The 15,097-nt window shown below is 36.3% G+C and carries 15 protein-coding genes and 3 pseudogenes; 9 read left to right on the forward strand and 9 right to left on the reverse strand.

Annotated elements, in window-relative coordinates; all coding sequences use genetic code 11:
* The first annotated feature begins 352 nt into the window (after positions 1–352).
* The 4 genes and pseudogenes from ACIFUW_RS01320 to ACIFUW_RS01335 all read left to right on the forward strand — a co-directional run bounded on the left by ACIFUW_RS01320 (position 353) and on the right by ACIFUW_RS01335 (position 2,887).
* Complete coding sequence (locus ACIFUW_RS01320) at positions 353–673, forward strand: PTS sugar transporter subunit IIB (protein ID WP_002301150.1); 321 nt, start codon at positions 353–355, stop codon at positions 671–673.
* A gap of 25 nt (positions 674–698) precedes the next feature.
* Complete coding sequence (locus ACIFUW_RS01325; protein WP_002287579.1) at positions 699–1,016, forward strand: PTS lactose/cellobiose transporter subunit IIA; 318 nt, start codon at positions 699–701, stop codon at positions 1,014–1,016.
* 28 nt (positions 1,017–1,044) lie between these two features.
* Positions 1,045–2,294: pseudogene (locus ACIFUW_RS01330) on the forward strand (PTS sugar transporter subunit IIC).
* A gap of 128 nt (positions 2,295–2,422) precedes the next feature.
* Positions 2,423–2,887: a GNAT family N-acetyltransferase gene (locus ACIFUW_RS01335; protein WP_002299899.1), complete on the forward strand. Its 465-nt coding sequence runs from the start codon at positions 2,423–2,425 to the stop codon at positions 2,885–2,887.
* Between the two features lie 28 nt (positions 2,888–2,915).
* On the opposite strand, the gene ACIFUW_RS01340 is transcribed toward ACIFUW_RS01335, so the two are convergent.
* The gene (locus tag ACIFUW_RS01340) at positions 2,916–3,236 is read right to left on the reverse strand and encodes a YrhK family protein (RefSeq protein WP_002287574.1); all 321 of its coding nucleotides are present in this window, start codon (positions 3,234–3,236) and stop codon (positions 2,916–2,918) included.
* 30 nt (positions 3,237–3,266) lie between these two features.
* Positions 3,267–3,611, reverse strand: a pseudogene (locus ACIFUW_RS01345) (glutathione-dependent formaldehyde dehydrogenase); the annotation flags it as partial.
* Between the two features lie 95 nt (positions 3,612–3,706).
* Here ACIFUW_RS01345 and ACIFUW_RS01350 point away from each other — a divergent pair.
* On the forward strand, positions 3,707–4,885 hold the full coding sequence (locus tag ACIFUW_RS01350; protein WP_002287941.1) for an IS256-like element ISEfm2 family transposase: 1,179 nt from the start codon (positions 3,707–3,709) through the stop codon (positions 4,883–4,885).
* 47 nt (positions 4,886–4,932) lie between these two features.
* On the opposite strand, the pseudogene ACIFUW_RS01355 reads toward ACIFUW_RS01350, so the two are convergent.
* From ACIFUW_RS01355 to ACIFUW_RS01370, 4 genes and pseudogenes are all read right to left on the reverse strand, one after another.
* Positions 4,933–5,733: pseudogene (locus ACIFUW_RS01355) on the reverse strand (alcohol dehydrogenase catalytic domain-containing protein); the annotation flags it as partial.
* Between the two features lie 377 nt (positions 5,734–6,110).
* A complete protein-coding gene (locus tag ACIFUW_RS01360) occupies positions 6,111–6,317 on the reverse strand; it encodes a hypothetical protein (protein ID WP_002317512.1) in 207 nt (68 codons plus the stop codon).
* A 66-nt stretch (positions 6,318–6,383) separates the two neighbouring features.
* Positions 6,384–8,078 carry an oleate hydratase gene (locus tag ACIFUW_RS01365; RefSeq protein WP_002299871.1) on the reverse strand — a complete coding sequence of 565 codons (1,695 nt, stop codon included), beginning with the start codon at positions 8,076–8,078 and terminating at the stop codon, positions 6,384–6,386.
* Positions 8,079–8,134: 56 nt separating this feature from the next.
* Positions 8,135–8,263 (reverse strand): hypothetical protein, encoded by a 129-nt coding sequence (locus tag ACIFUW_RS01370; protein WP_002287569.1) that lies wholly within the window; start codon positions 8,261–8,263, stop codon positions 8,135–8,137.
* On the opposite strand from ACIFUW_RS01370, the gene ACIFUW_RS01375 reads away from it, so the two are divergent.
* The 3 genes from ACIFUW_RS01375 (at position 8,262) to ACIFUW_RS01385 (ending at position 9,429) form a co-directional block, all read left to right on the forward strand.
* Positions 8,262–8,510 (forward strand): hypothetical protein, encoded by a 249-nt coding sequence (locus tag ACIFUW_RS01375; RefSeq protein ID WP_002321251.1) that lies wholly within the window; start codon positions 8,262–8,264, stop codon positions 8,508–8,510. The two genes, ACIFUW_RS01370 and ACIFUW_RS01375, sit on opposite strands and share 2 nt — an antisense overlap.
* A gap of 191 nt (positions 8,511–8,701) precedes the next feature.
* On the forward strand, positions 8,702–9,067 hold the full coding sequence (locus ACIFUW_RS01380) for a DUF1622 domain-containing protein (protein ID WP_002287567.1): 366 nt from the start codon (positions 8,702–8,704) through the stop codon (positions 9,065–9,067).
* Complete coding sequence (locus tag ACIFUW_RS01385) at positions 9,064–9,429, forward strand: DUF1622 domain-containing protein (protein WP_002287564.1); 366 nt, start codon at positions 9,064–9,066, stop codon at positions 9,427–9,429. Before ACIFUW_RS01380 ends, ACIFUW_RS01385 begins: the two co-directional genes overlap by 4 nt.
* A gap of 91 nt (positions 9,430–9,520) precedes the next feature.
* On the opposite strand, the gene ACIFUW_RS01390 is transcribed toward ACIFUW_RS01385, so the two are convergent.
* Positions 9,521–10,708: a hypothetical protein gene (locus ACIFUW_RS01390; protein WP_002301550.1), complete on the reverse strand. Its 1,188-nt coding sequence runs from the start codon at positions 10,706–10,708 to the stop codon at positions 9,521–9,523.
* Between the two features lie 249 nt (positions 10,709–10,957).
* Between ACIFUW_RS01390 and ACIFUW_RS01395 the strand changes: the two genes are divergently transcribed.
* Positions 10,958–12,297 (forward strand): IS3-like element ISEnfa3 family transposase gene (locus ACIFUW_RS01395; RefSeq protein ID WP_086953915.1). Its coding sequence is split into 2 segments (ribosomal slippage): positions 10,958–11,399 and positions 11,399–12,297, totalling 1,341 coding nucleotides; the frame shifts between segments, so codons are not numbered across the junction.
* Positions 12,298–12,594: 297 nt separating this feature from the next.
* Here the strand turns inward: ACIFUW_RS01395 and ACIFUW_RS01400 are convergent.
* The gene (locus tag ACIFUW_RS01400) at positions 12,595–13,767 is read right to left on the reverse strand and encodes an IS256-like element IS256 family transposase (RefSeq protein WP_000195429.1); all 1,173 of its coding nucleotides are present in this window, start codon (positions 13,765–13,767) and stop codon (positions 12,595–12,597) included.
* A 281-nt stretch (positions 13,768–14,048) separates the two neighbouring features.
* Entirely contained in the window at positions 14,049–15,008 is a 960-nt protein-coding gene (locus ACIFUW_RS01405; protein WP_002293280.1) for an IS30-like element IS6770 family transposase, read from the reverse strand.
* Between the last annotated feature and the right edge of the window lie 89 nt (positions 15,009–15,097).

Here is a 15,097-nt window from a genome sequence, read left to right on the forward strand (position 1 = left end):
AAAAGAGGTTGTGAAAAAGCTGTCCTGCATCAAGTAATAAGAATAGCAAAGTAAAAACAACATCTTATGTTTTTAACTTGGTTGGACTTATTACCGCAGATGCAAGCTTTTGAATACCGTTTATTCGAAAAAAAGTTGTGACAAGTTTTGTGTCACAACTTTTTTTGTGCACGTTAAAAGAAAAAAGGTAATAAAAATTAATTTGTGTGTTTAGTGTGCACTTTCTTTTTTAGTGTGTATGCAACTTGGTATAGACCTTAAATGTGATGATATCAACTTTTTAAAGCGCTTTCAAAGTTGGCACGCTACTTGCTTATATACAAGTGTAAGTATAGAAAGGAACGTGTTTAAAATGGAAAAGAAAACAATCATGCTTGTATGTTCAGCTGGAATGAGTACAAGTCTCCTAGTCACAAAAATGCAAAAGGCAGCAGAAGCAAAAGGAATGGAAGCAGACATCTTTGCTGTATCTGCTTCAGATGCGGATAATCAACTAGAATCTAAAAATGTAGACGTTTTACTTTTAGGACCGCAAGTACGCTTTATGCAAAATCAATTTGCTGAAAAGCTAGCACCTAAAGGCATTCCTTTAGATATAATCAATATGGCTGACTATGGCATGATGAATGGTGAAAAAGTACTCGACCAAGCAGAAAAACTAATAAACAAATAATAAAAATTATCGGAGGATACAATAAATGGAAGATCAAAAAAATCTAGAAGCCATCATGGGTCTGATCATGTTTGGCGGAAATGCAAAAAGCGATGCAATGGAAGCGATTGCTGCTGCGAAAAAAGGTGATTTCACTTTAGCAGATGAAAAAATCAAAGATGCAGAGGAATCTTTAGTCCAAGCACATCACTCTCAAACAGAGATGCTGACACAAGAAGCACAAGGAAATCACGTTGAAGTCACGCTTTTGACAGTCCACAGTCAAGATCATCTGATGACATCCATAGCTTTTACAGATTTAGCAAAAGAGATCATTGATCTGTATCGTCGATTGAACGCGTAATCTACAGTAAAGAAAAGAGGGAAGATTTATGGATAAATTTGTTGCATTTATGGAGAAACATTTTATACCTGTAGCATCAAAAATTGGTGCACAACGGCATTTAGTTGCGATTCGGGACTCATTTATGGTGAGTATGCCGTTAATGATCTTAGGAGCATTAGCAGTAATGATCAATAACTTACCGATTCCCGGGTTCCAAGAATTGATGAACTCAATTTTTGGTGGTGAATCATGGAAAGGATTCGGGGCTGCTGCTTGGAACGGTACATTTGCCATTCTTTCTGTCTTGATTGCTTTCTTGCTTATCATTTAGCTAACGGCTACCGAAAAGACGGTGTTTCCGCAGGTGTGATTTCTTTAGGCTCTTTCTTCGCTTTAGGCGGAGCATTAGGTATGAGCTCAAACGGTTTATTTATTGCTATTATTGTTGGGATTATTTCAACAGAAATCTTTGTACGTTTAAGCGGAAATGAAAAATTGATCATCAAAATGCCTGATGGTGTGCCACCGGCAGTTGCAAAAGCATTTGCTTCATTACTACCAGCAATGATCACTATCTCTGCGTTTGCTTTAGTTGCTGCAATTTTTGCTGCATTCGGTGTTGATGATATCGTAGGTTCTTTCTATACAGTGGTCCAAGAACCATTTATGGGACTTGCAAACTCTTATCCATCTGCCTTACTGCTTGCATTTATCACACCATTCTTATGGTTCTTTGGTTTACACGGAGCGAATATGGTCGATCCTTTGATGCAAACAATCAATGCGCCAGCCATTGAAGCAAACGTTAATGCAATCGCAGCTGGACATAGCGCACCGTTTATCGTGAACAAACCTTTCTTTGACAGCTTTGTCAACTTAGGAGGAACAGGTGCAACTTTAGGTTTACTGTTAGCTATTTATTTAGTAGGACGTAAAAACAAACCATATATGGTTGTAACAAACTTGTCGATTGCGCCAGGTGTCTTCAATATTAATGAACCAACGATGTTTGGGTTACCTATCGTGTTGAACCCGATCATGTTCATTCCATTTATTTTGACACCAATGGTCTTAGTTAGTGTTGCTTACTTTGCGACTTCTACAGGTTTAGTGCCAGCAGCTACCGTTATGCCTCCATGGGTAACTCCACCAATTATTGGCGGTGTATTGGCAACAAAAAGTATTGCAGGTGGTGTACTAGCCGCTGTCAATTTGGTTCTTTCTATTTTGATCTATCTACCGTTCGTCAAGGTAGCTACGATCCAAGAAAGAAGAAAAGAAGCTTTAGATGCTTGATTAATCAAAAAACGGAGAACAAGTGATTGTTTTCCGTTTTTTTTACATCACTATTGTTGTCATTGCTAATTTTCATAAAGACTTGTATAATTTTTGTAAACGTTTTATTTTAGTCGGAGGTTTAAACATTGGTTACATATAACTGGATCAAATTAAGAGAACACCCAGAATTAGTAAAACAAAGTGCGAAGTGGTTTTCATCAAAATGGGGAGTTCCTGCTGTTGTGTATGAGGAAAGTATTCGTACTGGAATCGCTAATAAGGAAAGTATTCCTCAATGGTATGTGGTCTTAGATGAAAAAGAAACCATCGTCGGAGGAGCGGGCGTTATTGAAAACGACTTCCATAACCGCCCTGATTTGACACCAAATCTTTGTGCCCTGTTTGTTGAACCGGAAAAGCGTAAGCAGGGGATAGCCAAGCGGATATTAGCGGAAATCAGAAAAGAAATGCATCAACTTGGGTACGAAAAACTTTACTTAATTACAGATCATACCACGTTTTATGAACGATACGAGTGGACATTTTTGACAATGGTCAAGGAAGAAAGTGGGACGACCGCTCGTCTGTATCAAAGTGATACGATAGGGTGAAAAAAGAGGCATGAGATTTTTTCAAATCTCATGCCTCTTTTTTTTTGCTTGTTCTCTTCATTGCTTTTTTTTCGTCGTAAATAAAAATGTTCCTTACGATTCTGAGAATAGGACGAATCGTCAAGAAAATAGCACCAGCCAAATAAAAATAGGTGCCATATCGATCGGGGATTTTAGTTAAGGAAGCAAGGCTTCCAAAAATATAGAAAATCCCGGTTAATAAATCGACAGCCAGTGAGATCAATGTGTAACGATTTTGGAAATAGAAGCGGAAGCGACGTCCTCGTATTTCGATATCTTCTTCTTTTCCTATTTCGATCTCATGGGTATTTCGTTTGATTTTGGGCATAAAGAAAATCACCTGTATTTTTTACTGAATTCAAGGTTTCAAAACAACTTTTATATTTTTATCTTCTTTTTTGTCAAAGATCTCATATGCTTGTGCTGCTTCTGATAGTGGCAGCGAATGAGTAATGATTTGTGTAGGATCGAATAGTCCTTCTGCAATCATTTCGTAAATTTTTGGCATTAGATGGATAATTGGTGCCTGTCCATGCTTGACAGCGATATCCCGCATAAAAAATTCTTGCAGCGGGTAAGAAGAAGCTGGAGTCATATAAACACCAGTTACTTGGACTGTTCCAAATTTTTTGACAGCTTGCGATGCCATCTGTAATGGAGAGATTGTGCCGTTTTGTAAGCTTACTAAATTTTTCGCTTTTTCTGAGAGTGTAAAATATTTTGTGTAAATAGAAAAAAGGAAGTCCCTTCTGTAGAATAGAGTTACCACAACACATTCACAGAAAAGAGGACTTCCATATGAACGATTTTACTACAGAAATTCTAAAGACTCTAGCGAACAAAGGCGATTTGAATGAATTATTCCGTGTCCATTTGGAAAAAGCTGTCAATACGCTTCTCAAAACGGAGTTAACGGCTTTCCTCGATTACGAAAAGTACGATCGCATTGGTTTTAACACGGGTAATTCTCGTAACGGCTCCTATGACCGTACGGTCAAGACCGAGTACGGGGAACTTCATCTCCAGATTCCGCGCGACCGCAACGGCGAGTTCAAGCAACAGACTGTTCCTGCTTATAGACGGACGAATGATACCTTAGAGGAGACCGTCATTCACCTCTTCCGAAAAGGTATTACCATGTCGGAAATCGCAGACTTGATTGAGGAAATGTATGGGTATCACTACACGCCCCAAACCATGTCCAAAATGACTAAAGTGCTGACTGAAGAAGTAAATGCATTTAAAGTTAGAACTCTAAATGATAAGTATGTCGCTATTTTCATGGATGCTACTTATATTCCTTTAAAACGGCAAACCGTCTCCAAAGAAGCAATCTATATTGCCATTGGTATACGAGAAGACGGCACTAAAGAAGTACTAAGTTATGCGATTGCTCCGACTGAATCGACCTACGTTTGGAATGAGTTGTTACAGGACATTTACTCCAGAGGGGTTCATGATGTCTTACTGTTTATCACCGATGGCTTAAAAGGCATGAAAGATACGATTCACCAGATTTATCCTAAAGCTAAATACCAACATTGCTGTGTTCACGTTTCCCGTAATATTGCTCATAAAGTACGTGTCAAAGATCGAAAAGAAATCTGTGATGATTTTAAGGCTGTTTATCAAGCTAGCTCAAAGGAAGAGGCAAATACCTTTTTAGGGAGTATGATTGAGAAGTGGCAGAAAACTTATCCTAAAGTGACGCAGTCACTGATAAAAAATCAAGATTTATTGACTTTTTATGAGTTTCCGCCTGGTATCCGCCGAAGCATTTACTCAACTAATTTAATCGAATCTTTCAATAAACAAATCAAGAAATACAGCCGCAGAAAAGAGCAGTTTCAAAATGAAGAATCACTAGAGCGTTTCCTAGTATCCATCTTTGATACATACAATCAAAAATTCTTAAATAGAAGCCATAAAGGCTTCCAACAAGTGACGGATACATTAGCTTCAATGTTTACTGAGTAACCCATTATTTTGCAGAAGGACGAGTTATTTACACAAAATTATTGACGCTCCCCTTTTTCTTTGACAGGCTCTAATCCGTCCATTCCTACACAATCGATAATGACATCTGCGCCACCTTTAGCCAGTTCATACAATTCTGTTCCAGCTTGTGCCGTGTCTTCTAAGAAATAAGTTTCAACCCCATTGTAATTAGCCGCTTTATCTAGACGGTGCTGTACTGGATCTACTGCGATTACGCGCTCTGCTCCAGCCATAACAGCGAATTTTTGAGCGAATAGACCGACTGGACCAGAACCTAGAATCACAACTGTATCGCCTTTTTTTACTCCTGCGTTTTCAACGCTCCAATAAGCTGTGGGCAAAATATCTGATAGAAATAAAACTTTTTCATCAGGAAGATCATTATCTGGTACAACAAATGAAGTAGAGTCTGCATAAGGAACTCTTAGATATTCCGCTTGACCACCCCAATGATTACCGTTCAACTTGCCAAATCCGAAAAGCCCGCCATATAACTGATCTGGATTTGATTCATCACATTGGCTTTCCATGTGATTCAGGCAGAAATGACAATGACCACAACTAATATTAAAAGGGATAACCACACGTTGCCCTTTTTTCAATGTTTGAACTTGAGATCCCACTTCTTCAACGATTCCCATTGGTTCGTGTCCTACAACATACCCTTTTTCCAAAACTGCTTCACCATGATGGTAAAGATGCAGATCGGAGCCGCAAATGGCTGTTGCTGTGATACGGATGATTGCATCTGTTGGTTCTAATATTTTTGGATCATCTACGTTTCTGATTTCCATTTTCTGTTTTCCTTGCCAAGTGACTGCTTTCATTGGAGATGCTCCTTTCAGATTCATAAAATTGTCTGCATTATTAGTACTACAGATAATTTCATTTTAAAGGAGATCTTACCTTTTTGATAATGAAACGCTTTTTTTCTTAAATGAAACATTCTATAGTCTTATGTATTTGTGTTCGGAGAGGTGAGTTTCCGATTTTTTAGTGTAATGGTAATCATTGAAATAGTTGTATCTGTTAGATGATGTTGGATTGGCAAGAGAGTAAACGTTGAAAAAATGGTTGTTTTCAAAAAGAAACAGACATAAATAAAAAGAGGTTATGACAGAAGGGATCAGTTTCTCGGTATTAAGTCAAATTTATGCAAAAACGTGAGGAACCATTTTCACAAAATTTTTCTTCATACTCGAAACTAAACGACTTTTTCATAACCTCTTGGTAAACGGTGTTCAAAAGCTTGCATCTGCGGTAATAAGTCCAACCAAGTCAAAAACATAAGAAGCTGTTTTAGCTTGGCTGCTCTTATTACTTGATGCAGGGCAGCTTTTTCACAACCTCTTGGTAAACGGTGTTCAAAAGCTTGCATCTGCGGTAATAAGTCCAACCAAATCAAAAACATAAGAAGCTGTTTTAGCCTGGTTGTTCTTATTACTTGATGCAGGGCAGCTTTTTCACAACCTCTTGATTATTCAAACATTTTTTTTGCGGCACGAGCTAGAGTAGGAATATCTTTGTCGTAACGCGGTGTTTTGACAAGACGTGACATAGGGATACCCGCAAAATGGAAAGCAGCGATTTCTCCAGAACGTACAGCACTTTGTTCAGTAAAGATCATCTGATAAGGCTGCTCGACAAATTCTCCTGTAAAGGCCAGATTGGTCGAATGTTTAGGAATGACTTTTGGTCGATCGCTTTTGGCACGATTATTGAACAACGCGGAAGCATAAGGCATATAGACAGGGATATTATTTATTACGCTGTCGAAAATTTCTGTTTCTTTTTCACGAATATTCACTGGTCCAGGATCTACTTTTGAAAGTTGTCCAATCAGTTCTTCTAGCATTTCTTTTCCATTCATTTTAATATACTGTTTATCCACAAATTCGCCACGTCGTCTTGGATAAAGGAAATAACCCCAAATAACTGTTTCATTTGGTTTCTGAGACGTAAAATGCGGTTGATGATGCACGACGATAGACATATTGACATCTTTTTGGCCTAACGGCGTGATCGGTGTGGTTGAAATAAATGAATTCAAGGCATTTCCTGGTTCTTGAGTCGTGATACGGGTGATTTCATTCAACAACAAATGGTTTTTCGTCGTCAGGGTAAAGCTGACCCATTCGCTTGCATCTCGATCAGCAAAGAATTTGTCAGGATTTCCCAAGTTGTAGAAACGTTCACTGGCTTTTTTCCAGAGACTAGAAGCTGCACCATAATCCATATTTTCTACAGCTGGTGTTTCGTAATCTCCTAAAGTAGCTGAATCTGTAATGGACCCATTAGTGAAAATAACTGCTGTATCTTCATCGACCACAACGTGTTCTTCTTCTTGAGTCAGTGTATTGGTCATTTTCAAACCAGTCACAGTGATTTCATCTTGCATCGGTGTTTCTTTGAATTCCCAGTCAGTGACACGGCGGTTCAAAATGATTTTGCATCCTTGTTCTTTCAAGTACTCGATCAAAGGAAGCATAATACTTTCGTATTGATTGTAACGTGTTCGATTGACGCCCACTAGATGTTCGATTTGAGTGAATTCATAAATCATTTGATGCATATAGCGACGCAATTCTTGAGCAGAACTACGTGTTCTGAAAGCAAATGTTGTTTCCCACATAAACCAGAAGTTTGTTTCAAAAAAGTGTGGATCATCTTTGAAATATTCTTCGATAGTGATATTGTCTAGTTTTTCTTCTTCTGAATCAGGCATAGCAATCAGTTTAGTCAGAAGAATACGGTCTTTATTATTGAATCCCAGTTTTCCGCCATCAATGATTCCTTTGCCACCTTCCATCAAACGTGCTTTGTCAAAGGTTCGGTGTTTTGCATCAAAATCTCTCGTATCTTCTTCAGCAGTCATCCCTGGCTCAGTAACAGAAGGTATTCGACTTAACAGATCCATCAAATCTACATAGGTACGGTAATTAAGCATGCGACCGCCTCGAGCAATATAGCCTTTTTGGTTTTCTAATGGATGGTTTTTATTCCAATATTCATCCACTACAGTGTCGGTCGGTGCACCATCATTTGAACCGTGATCATCCAATGAATAAAAGGTGATCTGATCCCCTTTCCATTTGCCTTCTTGAATCAAATAAACAGCCGCTGCCATATTGGCAATACCGGCACCAATCATTATTGCTTTACTTTTTCTCATTGTGATTCCTCCAATGTCTTCCAAGTATGTCCGTAGTGATTCAACTAAATAGGATGCTAGATTGATTCGAATTCATCATATAAATGACTGTCATCTTCGAATAGTCCTGTCTTTTTTCCTAGATATGCAGCGCCAAGGGCAAGCAAACCTAAACCGATGCCGACTTTGATTAATTTTTTACTCATGAAAAACGCCTCCTTGTTTTCTCTTTCTATATCCAAGGATAGTTCGTTTTTATTAGAATGCCAAATGATAGGACGAGAAGAAAAAGGAAATTTTGACAAAAAAGAAGAAGTGTCTGATTTTCCTGTAAATAAAAATAGGGTAGGTAAGAAGAAAAGATTTGAGGAGGTGTATGGTTCTATTTTTAGAAATTTGGGTACAAAAAAAGCACCGAGACAGTGCTTCTTTGAAAAGCTGATGACGGACTAAGCCTTATTTTAACTTGCTACGTTGTTTTGGATACTTCCACGATTTATGGATGGAGGGAGAAAAAGGGGAGAGTGAAAAAGAAAAATTTAAGCGAACCGTTATCATTAGAACAACTTTTAAATAGACGAACAAGGTAACTTTCTTTTACAATAAAAGAATAGGAACAAATTAAAAGAAAGTAGGTAGCGTATATGTTTCGCTCAAATTTAATTGAATTTCTAGAATGGATCATTGCTATTTTAAATATTTGTTCTATCGGTATCTTAATTGTCGGGATCGTTCTTGTTCTATTCAAACTTTTTGATTGGTCTCATGTCAAGAAAAACTATGCAGAACGTAATACTCGTAATGCAGATACAAGAAAACTGCTAGCAAGTTATATTTTGTTAAGCTTGGAAGTACTAGTCGTTGCTGATATCATCGAGTCAGTTATCAAGCCGACTTGGACAGATATTTTGAAGCTTGCACTTATTATTATCATTCGAACAGTCATTTCTTATTTCTTGAATCAGGAAATAGAAGACAAAGAAAAACAAAGAAGAGGAGAGGTAGGATGACGACAGAGTTGATGCAGTTTCTTCTTCCATATTTTGAAAAACTTGTACTGGGACTTGATATCTTTGCTATCTGTTTATTGGTTTGGGGTGTTTGTCTATCAATCAAGGATTTTTTGAAATATTTATTTGTCCATACAAAAGTGCAAAGCGACCGAGTCAGCGAGAACAATGCTATTAAAAAGATGTTGGGAGGCTATATACTTCTAAGTTTGGAAATTCTTGTTTCAGCTGGGATCATCGAATCGATTATCAAACCTACCTTGCAGGATATTTTCCAACTAGCGGCGTTGGTAGTTATCCGAACCATCATTTCTTATTTTTTAAATAAAGAGATCGGACCCGTAGATGTCCAAAATAAGTGAGGTTGTGAGCCTGATGTGTATCAAGAGATTGTTACAGAAATGGGCATCTTCAACAAATAAGAGGCTGTGACATGATTTTTGTCACAGTCCCTTATTTGTTTTGCACAGCTGAAATGATAGCTCGATCGATCGTATTGATCGAAATAGGAATAATATTTTCATATTGGACCGCATCTGGTGTATATAATGTACGTTCACATAATACCCGGTTTGAGGACTGCTGCGCATACTTCTTTATATCAGATATACTTGAATAAATTGTTGGTGCAACTTGAAAATCGAAAGTAGTTACAGCTTCCAAGGCTTCCCGATAAATCAGATAATGAACATCCGAATTTGTGACGATATAGATAGTCAGATGTTCTTTTGTCAGACGGAGAATTCCGCTCAATTCGATCACAAAAGCCCGCATGCAATTAGGATTCAACCGTAGATCATAAGGTAACTGGCTGGACCAGCTGGAAAAAATTGTCTGGACTTCTTTATATAAATTTGTCTGTTCCTCATTTAGAAGATAAAATTTTTCTGGCATGAATAATTGATAGTTATCCCAAGCCGAACGCATCAGATGAATCAGCGCACGTTCGAATGGTTGGTTTCCGAATAATTCTTGATTGAAGTGAGATTCAAAGGTAGCAACTAGTTCTTTTATTTCGGGAGTATTGTCAATAAACACTTGGTGTAGCTGTTGAAAGTCTTCCGCAATCAACTGATAAGAATGGAAACCATAATTACAAAGATTGAATAGTGTCAAAATAAAGGCGAATTCTTCTTTTTTATAATAGGTTTGGAAATCAGTGTTTTCCCATGCTGATTCGACATAATTGTAAATAGGACGTTTTTTGATTTCTTCGATAAATTTTGAATCTATTGTCACAGCACACACTTGCTGGCGTAGGAAACTGATAGCAAAACCAATCAATAAGATTTCTTTATTTTCTTTATCATAAAATCTGCCACTATTTTCCGTTACGGATTCAATGAAACGATCGGCACGTTCAAAAAACGATTCAGGTAGCTCCCAAGAATTAAAACCGCCTAAACGATACGACACATTAAGAAGCAGCAGACGTCTTTCCATTTCAGTGAATCGAGGGGAGTAGCGGTCGATTTCGATCCCGCAGTCATTAAAATAAGCTAATACTTGTTTTTTTAATGAATAAGCTTTGCTGACAGAGATGAATTCACATTCAGTTAATTGAAGATAATCAGGTTCATCTTCTTCCAAATAAAGCAGACAAGTTTTTAAAAACAACGAATTTTGAGACAATTGCTGCATGATCTTGCATCGAGGTATATGTTCTGAAAAATATAAAGTGTAACGGTCCTTTTCCCGATGTGTATAAGCGATCTGTTCTTCAAATTCTTTTTTTATGTTATTGATATCATTGAGCAAAGTGGTTTTGCAAACATGCAGGAGATTGGAGAGCTTTTCTAGATTGACTTCTTTATTTACATAGAATTGCCCACATAAATGATGTGCACCCCAAAAGTTAGACTAGAAATCTAATTAAAAGGGGTGCTTTTTTTGCGGAAATATACATTTGTTTTTAAGAAAAAAGTAGTTTCAGACTATTTAAATAACGAAGGCGGCTACAAATATCTTGCACATAAATATCAAATAAATCGTACACTGGTTAGACATTGGGTAAGGATTTATAACTATCATGGTTGGGAAGGCTTGGTTGGAGGTGGCAAAAGCTACACTACAAAATTTAAACTTGATGTTATAGAATATATGGAAACAAATGGTCTTTCTATCCAAGAAACTGCTAAAAAATTTAATATCGGTTCAAATAGAACTCTAAGTAAATGGATAGAGCAATATGAAGAAGGCGGTGCTTCTTCACTTGAGAGCCAAAAAAGGGGCAGAAAAATTAGTATGAATTCCAAGCTAAACATTCCTAAAAAACTTAAAGATGAGTCTCTTGAAGAAGAAGTTATTCGTTTAAGAGCAGAGAACGCATATTTAAAAAAGTTAGAAACCTTGATTCAAGAACAAGATTTGAGCAAGAAGAAATCAAGGTTAAAACAATCCTTCAGCTCAAAAAAGAATTTAAATTGAATCTATTACTTTCAATTGCACAATTAGCGAAGTCAACTTATTATTACTGGGTAAAAAAATTAGATAAGCCAGATAAATATAGCAAGATAAAGCAAGAAATTACAGCGATTGTAAAAGAATCAAGAAACTCTTATGGTTATCGTAGAGTCACTTTAGCGTTAAAGATGAAAGGATATACAATCAATCATAAAACAGTTAGAAAATTAATGTCCCAAATGGGACTTACCTGTCAAATCCGAATAAAGCGATATAAATCTTATAAAGGAACAGTAGGAAAAATTGCCAAGAATGTGTTAAAACGAAATTTTTCAGTAGATACACCCAATAAAAAATGGGTGACAGACGTCACTGAATTCAAGATAAAAGGAAGAAAAATCTATCTATCTCCTATACTTGATTTATTTAACGGAGAAATAATTAGTTATAGTATATCAACTAGTCCAACATATAAACTGATTGAAGAAATGCTTCAACAAGCAATTAAAAAAAAGGGAACTGAGGGTTCACTGATTCTACATTCAGATCAAGGATGGCAGTATCAGATGCCACAATATCAAAAAAAATTAAAAGAGAATAACATTATTCAAAGCATGTCTAGAAAAGGAAATTGCTTAGATAATTCTGTAATAGAAAATTTTTTTGGTGTGCTTAAATCAGAGTTTTTTTATCGAGAAAAATTCCGATCAATTGAGATATTTCAAAGTAAATTAAATGAGTATATTAGGTGGTATAATAACAAAAGGATAAAACTAAAGTTAAATGGACTATCTCCAGTAGAATATCGGAAACAGTCCATTAAATAGTTCAACTTTTGGGGTTCAGTTCAAAAAACAGCTGTCTTAAAATATTTTTCTCAATATATTCTTCAATCATAGTAGAGCCTCCACCTTGTATTTTTTTGCACAATATGGGAAATATTATGACATGTTTTCTTTTTGAAATCATCAGTTAATTTCTGAAAAAGCATATAAATGCCGTTAAAAAAGGTTTTTTATGTTATAAAATTTGGAAAACAGATAATTCTATTAAAAAATAATTGTGAATTTTTAAAGTCAAGTCCAGACTCCTGTGTAAAATGCTATACAATGTTTTTACCATTTCTACTTATCAAAATTGATGTATTTTCTTGAAGAATAAATCCATTCATCATGTAGGTCCATAAGAACGGCTCCAATTAAGCGATTGGCTGATGTTTGATTGGGGAAGATGCGAATAATCTTTTCTCTTCTGCGTACTTCTTGATTCAGTCGTTCAATTAGATTGGTACTCTTTAGTCGATTGTGGGAATTTCCTTGTACGGTATATTGAAAGGCGTCTTCGAATCCATCATCCAATGATGCGCAAGCTTTTGAATATTTTGGTTGATCGATATAATCATGAATCAATCGATTTTTAGCCTCACGCGCTAAGTTAATATCTGTGAACTTAAAAATTCCTTTAACAGCTTCTCTGAAAGATTTTGAATTTTTTTTAGGAATGGTGGTAAAGATATTTCTTAGGAAGTGAACTTGGCATCTTTGCCAACTTACGTTGGTGAAGGATTTTCTAATGGCAGAGACTAATCCTTTGTGCGCATCAGAAATAACGAGTTCCGTACCTTGTAAACCGCGTTCTTTTAGGTATTCAAAAAATGTTGTCCAGGTCTCTTCGCTTTCGCCACTTTGAATCATGAAGCCGATAATTTCACGGTCGCCATCTTTGGTTATTCCAATCGCTATATGACAGCTTTTTGAGAGTACTCGATTTTCTTCTCGTACTTTTATATAGAGTACATCGGTCATTAAGTAAGGATAATTTTTTTCTGATAATAAACGATTCTGCCACTCGTTAACCATAGGTTCTAGCTGTTCTGTTAAGCTAGAAACGAAGGACTTAGAGACGGATTTACCACAAAGTTCTTCCACAATTTTTGATACTTTACGAGTTGAAACGCCTGATACATACATTTCCAACATTGAAGCCATGAGGGCTTTTTCGTTTCGTTGATAACGTTCAAACACTGTGGGTGAAAAATGGCCATCACGTGTTCTGGGTACTTTTAATTCTAGCGTGCCTACACGTGTCGTAAAGCTGCGCTCATAATAGCCATTTCGTTGACTTTGTCGGTTTTCTGTTCGTTCATATTCTTTTGCTTGAATATATTCTGTTCGTTGATTTTCCATTAGTTGATTAAATACCGTTGTTAAAATATTTTTAGAAACGTCATCCTTTACAGAATATTCAATAATGCTTTGAATCTCTTCGCTTTTCAGTGTAAAATGTACTTGGGTCATGTAAAAGTCCTCCTGGGTATGTTTTTGTCGTTAAAAACATTGTACCGTAAAAGGACTGTTATATGGCCTTTTTACTTTTACACAATTATACGGACTTTATCATTTTTAACAATATAAAAAATAAAAATATGTTTAGTGAATGAAGGACAGTCATTTTATTTGTTTGTTCGTTTTTTTTAGGTTATCTATTTTAGAAGACTGATTTATTGAAAAATTGTTCGTTTTTTTGCGTTGAATTATCAGAAAAATCCGACTTTATTTATTTTTGTTTGTATGATTTGTCAAATTAAGCTAGAATAAAATGCTTCTTGTACATAGCTCAAAAATATTTCGATTGGTGTTCTGTAATTCAATGATTTTCTTGGAATATGATTACGTTGATTGCTGACACTGGAAATAAATGTCTGATTCACTTCTCTAAAATCCATTGATTTCGGCAGTCCATTACGACGCAGAATCCCGTTAGAATTCTCGTTTAATGGGCGTTGAGAAGGTGTTCCAGGGTCCGCAAAATATATATCAATATCATGTTGGTTACTAATGGCTTTCCAGTTAGAAAATTCTTTTCCACAGTCAAACGTAATAGATTTAAAGAAGTTTTTAGGGAAGCGAGAAAACCATTGATTAAGGGCAGTTTCAATATCTAATGCCTTACGGCCGTTGGGTTTAATCGTGATAATGACTTTAGATAATCTTTCAACTAAAGTAATGACGGCACTTTTATGATGAATGCCAACGATCGTATCACCTTCAAGGTGACCAAACTCAGAATTGAAATCAGGATAATTATCAGGTCGATCATGGATTGAGCGCTGATACTGTTGTTTTCCCCGTTTTTCCTGATGGCCATTGGGTTTTCTTTTACCTTTCATCGGTAGTGTGTCAATATCAAATATTCCTTTAGAAAATAAACGATAAAGTGTTCTCATACCGCATGAAACAGGCCTTTCTTTTCGCCCGATAATGACGTCAGGCGTCCAACCAAGAGTGACTTTCTCTTTAATGTAATCTACTTCATGAGCAGGTAATTGAATGACTTTTCTACCACATTTTTTCTTATTTTCTTTATACTGGTGCCAATAATCAAGAGCAGTCTTGCCTTGCTTGAACTTATTGACTACATTATAAATAGTTTGTATAGCACGTCCCATTCGGTTAGCGATTTCAACCGGCTTATTATGTTGAAGATAATATGATTCTATCATTGTCAGTTCGTCTATGGTAAGATGTTTGTAGGTCATTTATGGTTACACTCCTTTGTTTTCTTTCGTCGGAAATACAATTTGAGTGTACCATAAATGCCTTTTTATTTTTCTAACTTAATTTTACA

This window comes from Enterococcus sp. PLH-Efm8, assembly GCF_053011625.1.

Bases quoted from the DNA above. Each gene is read 5' to 3' on its own strand.
- ACIFUW_RS01365 (WP_002299871.1), bottom strand. From the start codon at position 8,078: ATGAGAAAAAGTAAAGCAATAATGATTGGTGCCGGTATTGCCAATATG.
- ACIFUW_RS01350 (WP_002287941.1), top strand. From the start codon at position 3,707: ATGAACGATTTTACTACAGAAATTCTAAAGACTCTAGCGAACAAAGGC.
- ACIFUW_RS01390 (WP_002301550.1), bottom strand. From the start codon at position 10,708: ATGCAGCAATTGTCTCAAAATTCGTTGTTTTTAAAAACTTGTCTGCTT.
- ACIFUW_RS01385 (WP_002287564.1), top strand. From the start codon at position 9,064: ATGACGACAGAGTTGATGCAGTTTCTTCTTCCATATTTTGAAAAACTT.
- ACIFUW_RS01360 (WP_002317512.1), bottom strand. From the start codon at position 6,317: ATGTTTTTGATTTGGTTGGACTTATTACCGCAGATGCAAGCTTTTGAA.
- ACIFUW_RS01370 (WP_002287569.1), bottom strand. From the start codon at position 8,263: ATGAGTAAAAAATTAATCAAAGTCGGCATCGGTTTAGGTTTGCTTGCC.
- ACIFUW_RS01400 (WP_000195429.1), bottom strand. From the start codon at position 13,767: ATGACCCAAGTACATTTTACACTGAAAAGCGAAGAGATTCAAAGCATT.
- ACIFUW_RS01325 (WP_002287579.1), top strand. From the start codon at position 699: ATGGAAGATCAAAAAAATCTAGAAGCCATCATGGGTCTGATCATGTTT.
- ACIFUW_RS01375 (WP_002321251.1), top strand. From the start codon at position 8,262: ATGAAAAACGCCTCCTTGTTTTCTCTTTCTATATCCAAGGATAGTTCG.
- ACIFUW_RS01380 (WP_002287567.1), top strand. From the start codon at position 8,702: ATGTTTCGCTCAAATTTAATTGAATTTCTAGAATGGATCATTGCTATT.
- ACIFUW_RS01340 (WP_002287574.1), bottom strand. From the start codon at position 3,236: ATGCCCAAAATCAAACGAAATACCCATGAGATCGAAATAGGAAAAGAA.
- ACIFUW_RS01320 (WP_002301150.1), top strand. From the start codon at position 353: ATGGAAAAGAAAACAATCATGCTTGTATGTTCAGCTGGAATGAGTACA.
- ACIFUW_RS01405 (WP_002293280.1), bottom strand. From the start codon at position 15,008: ATGACCTACAAACATCTTACCATAGACGAACTGACAATGATAGAATCA.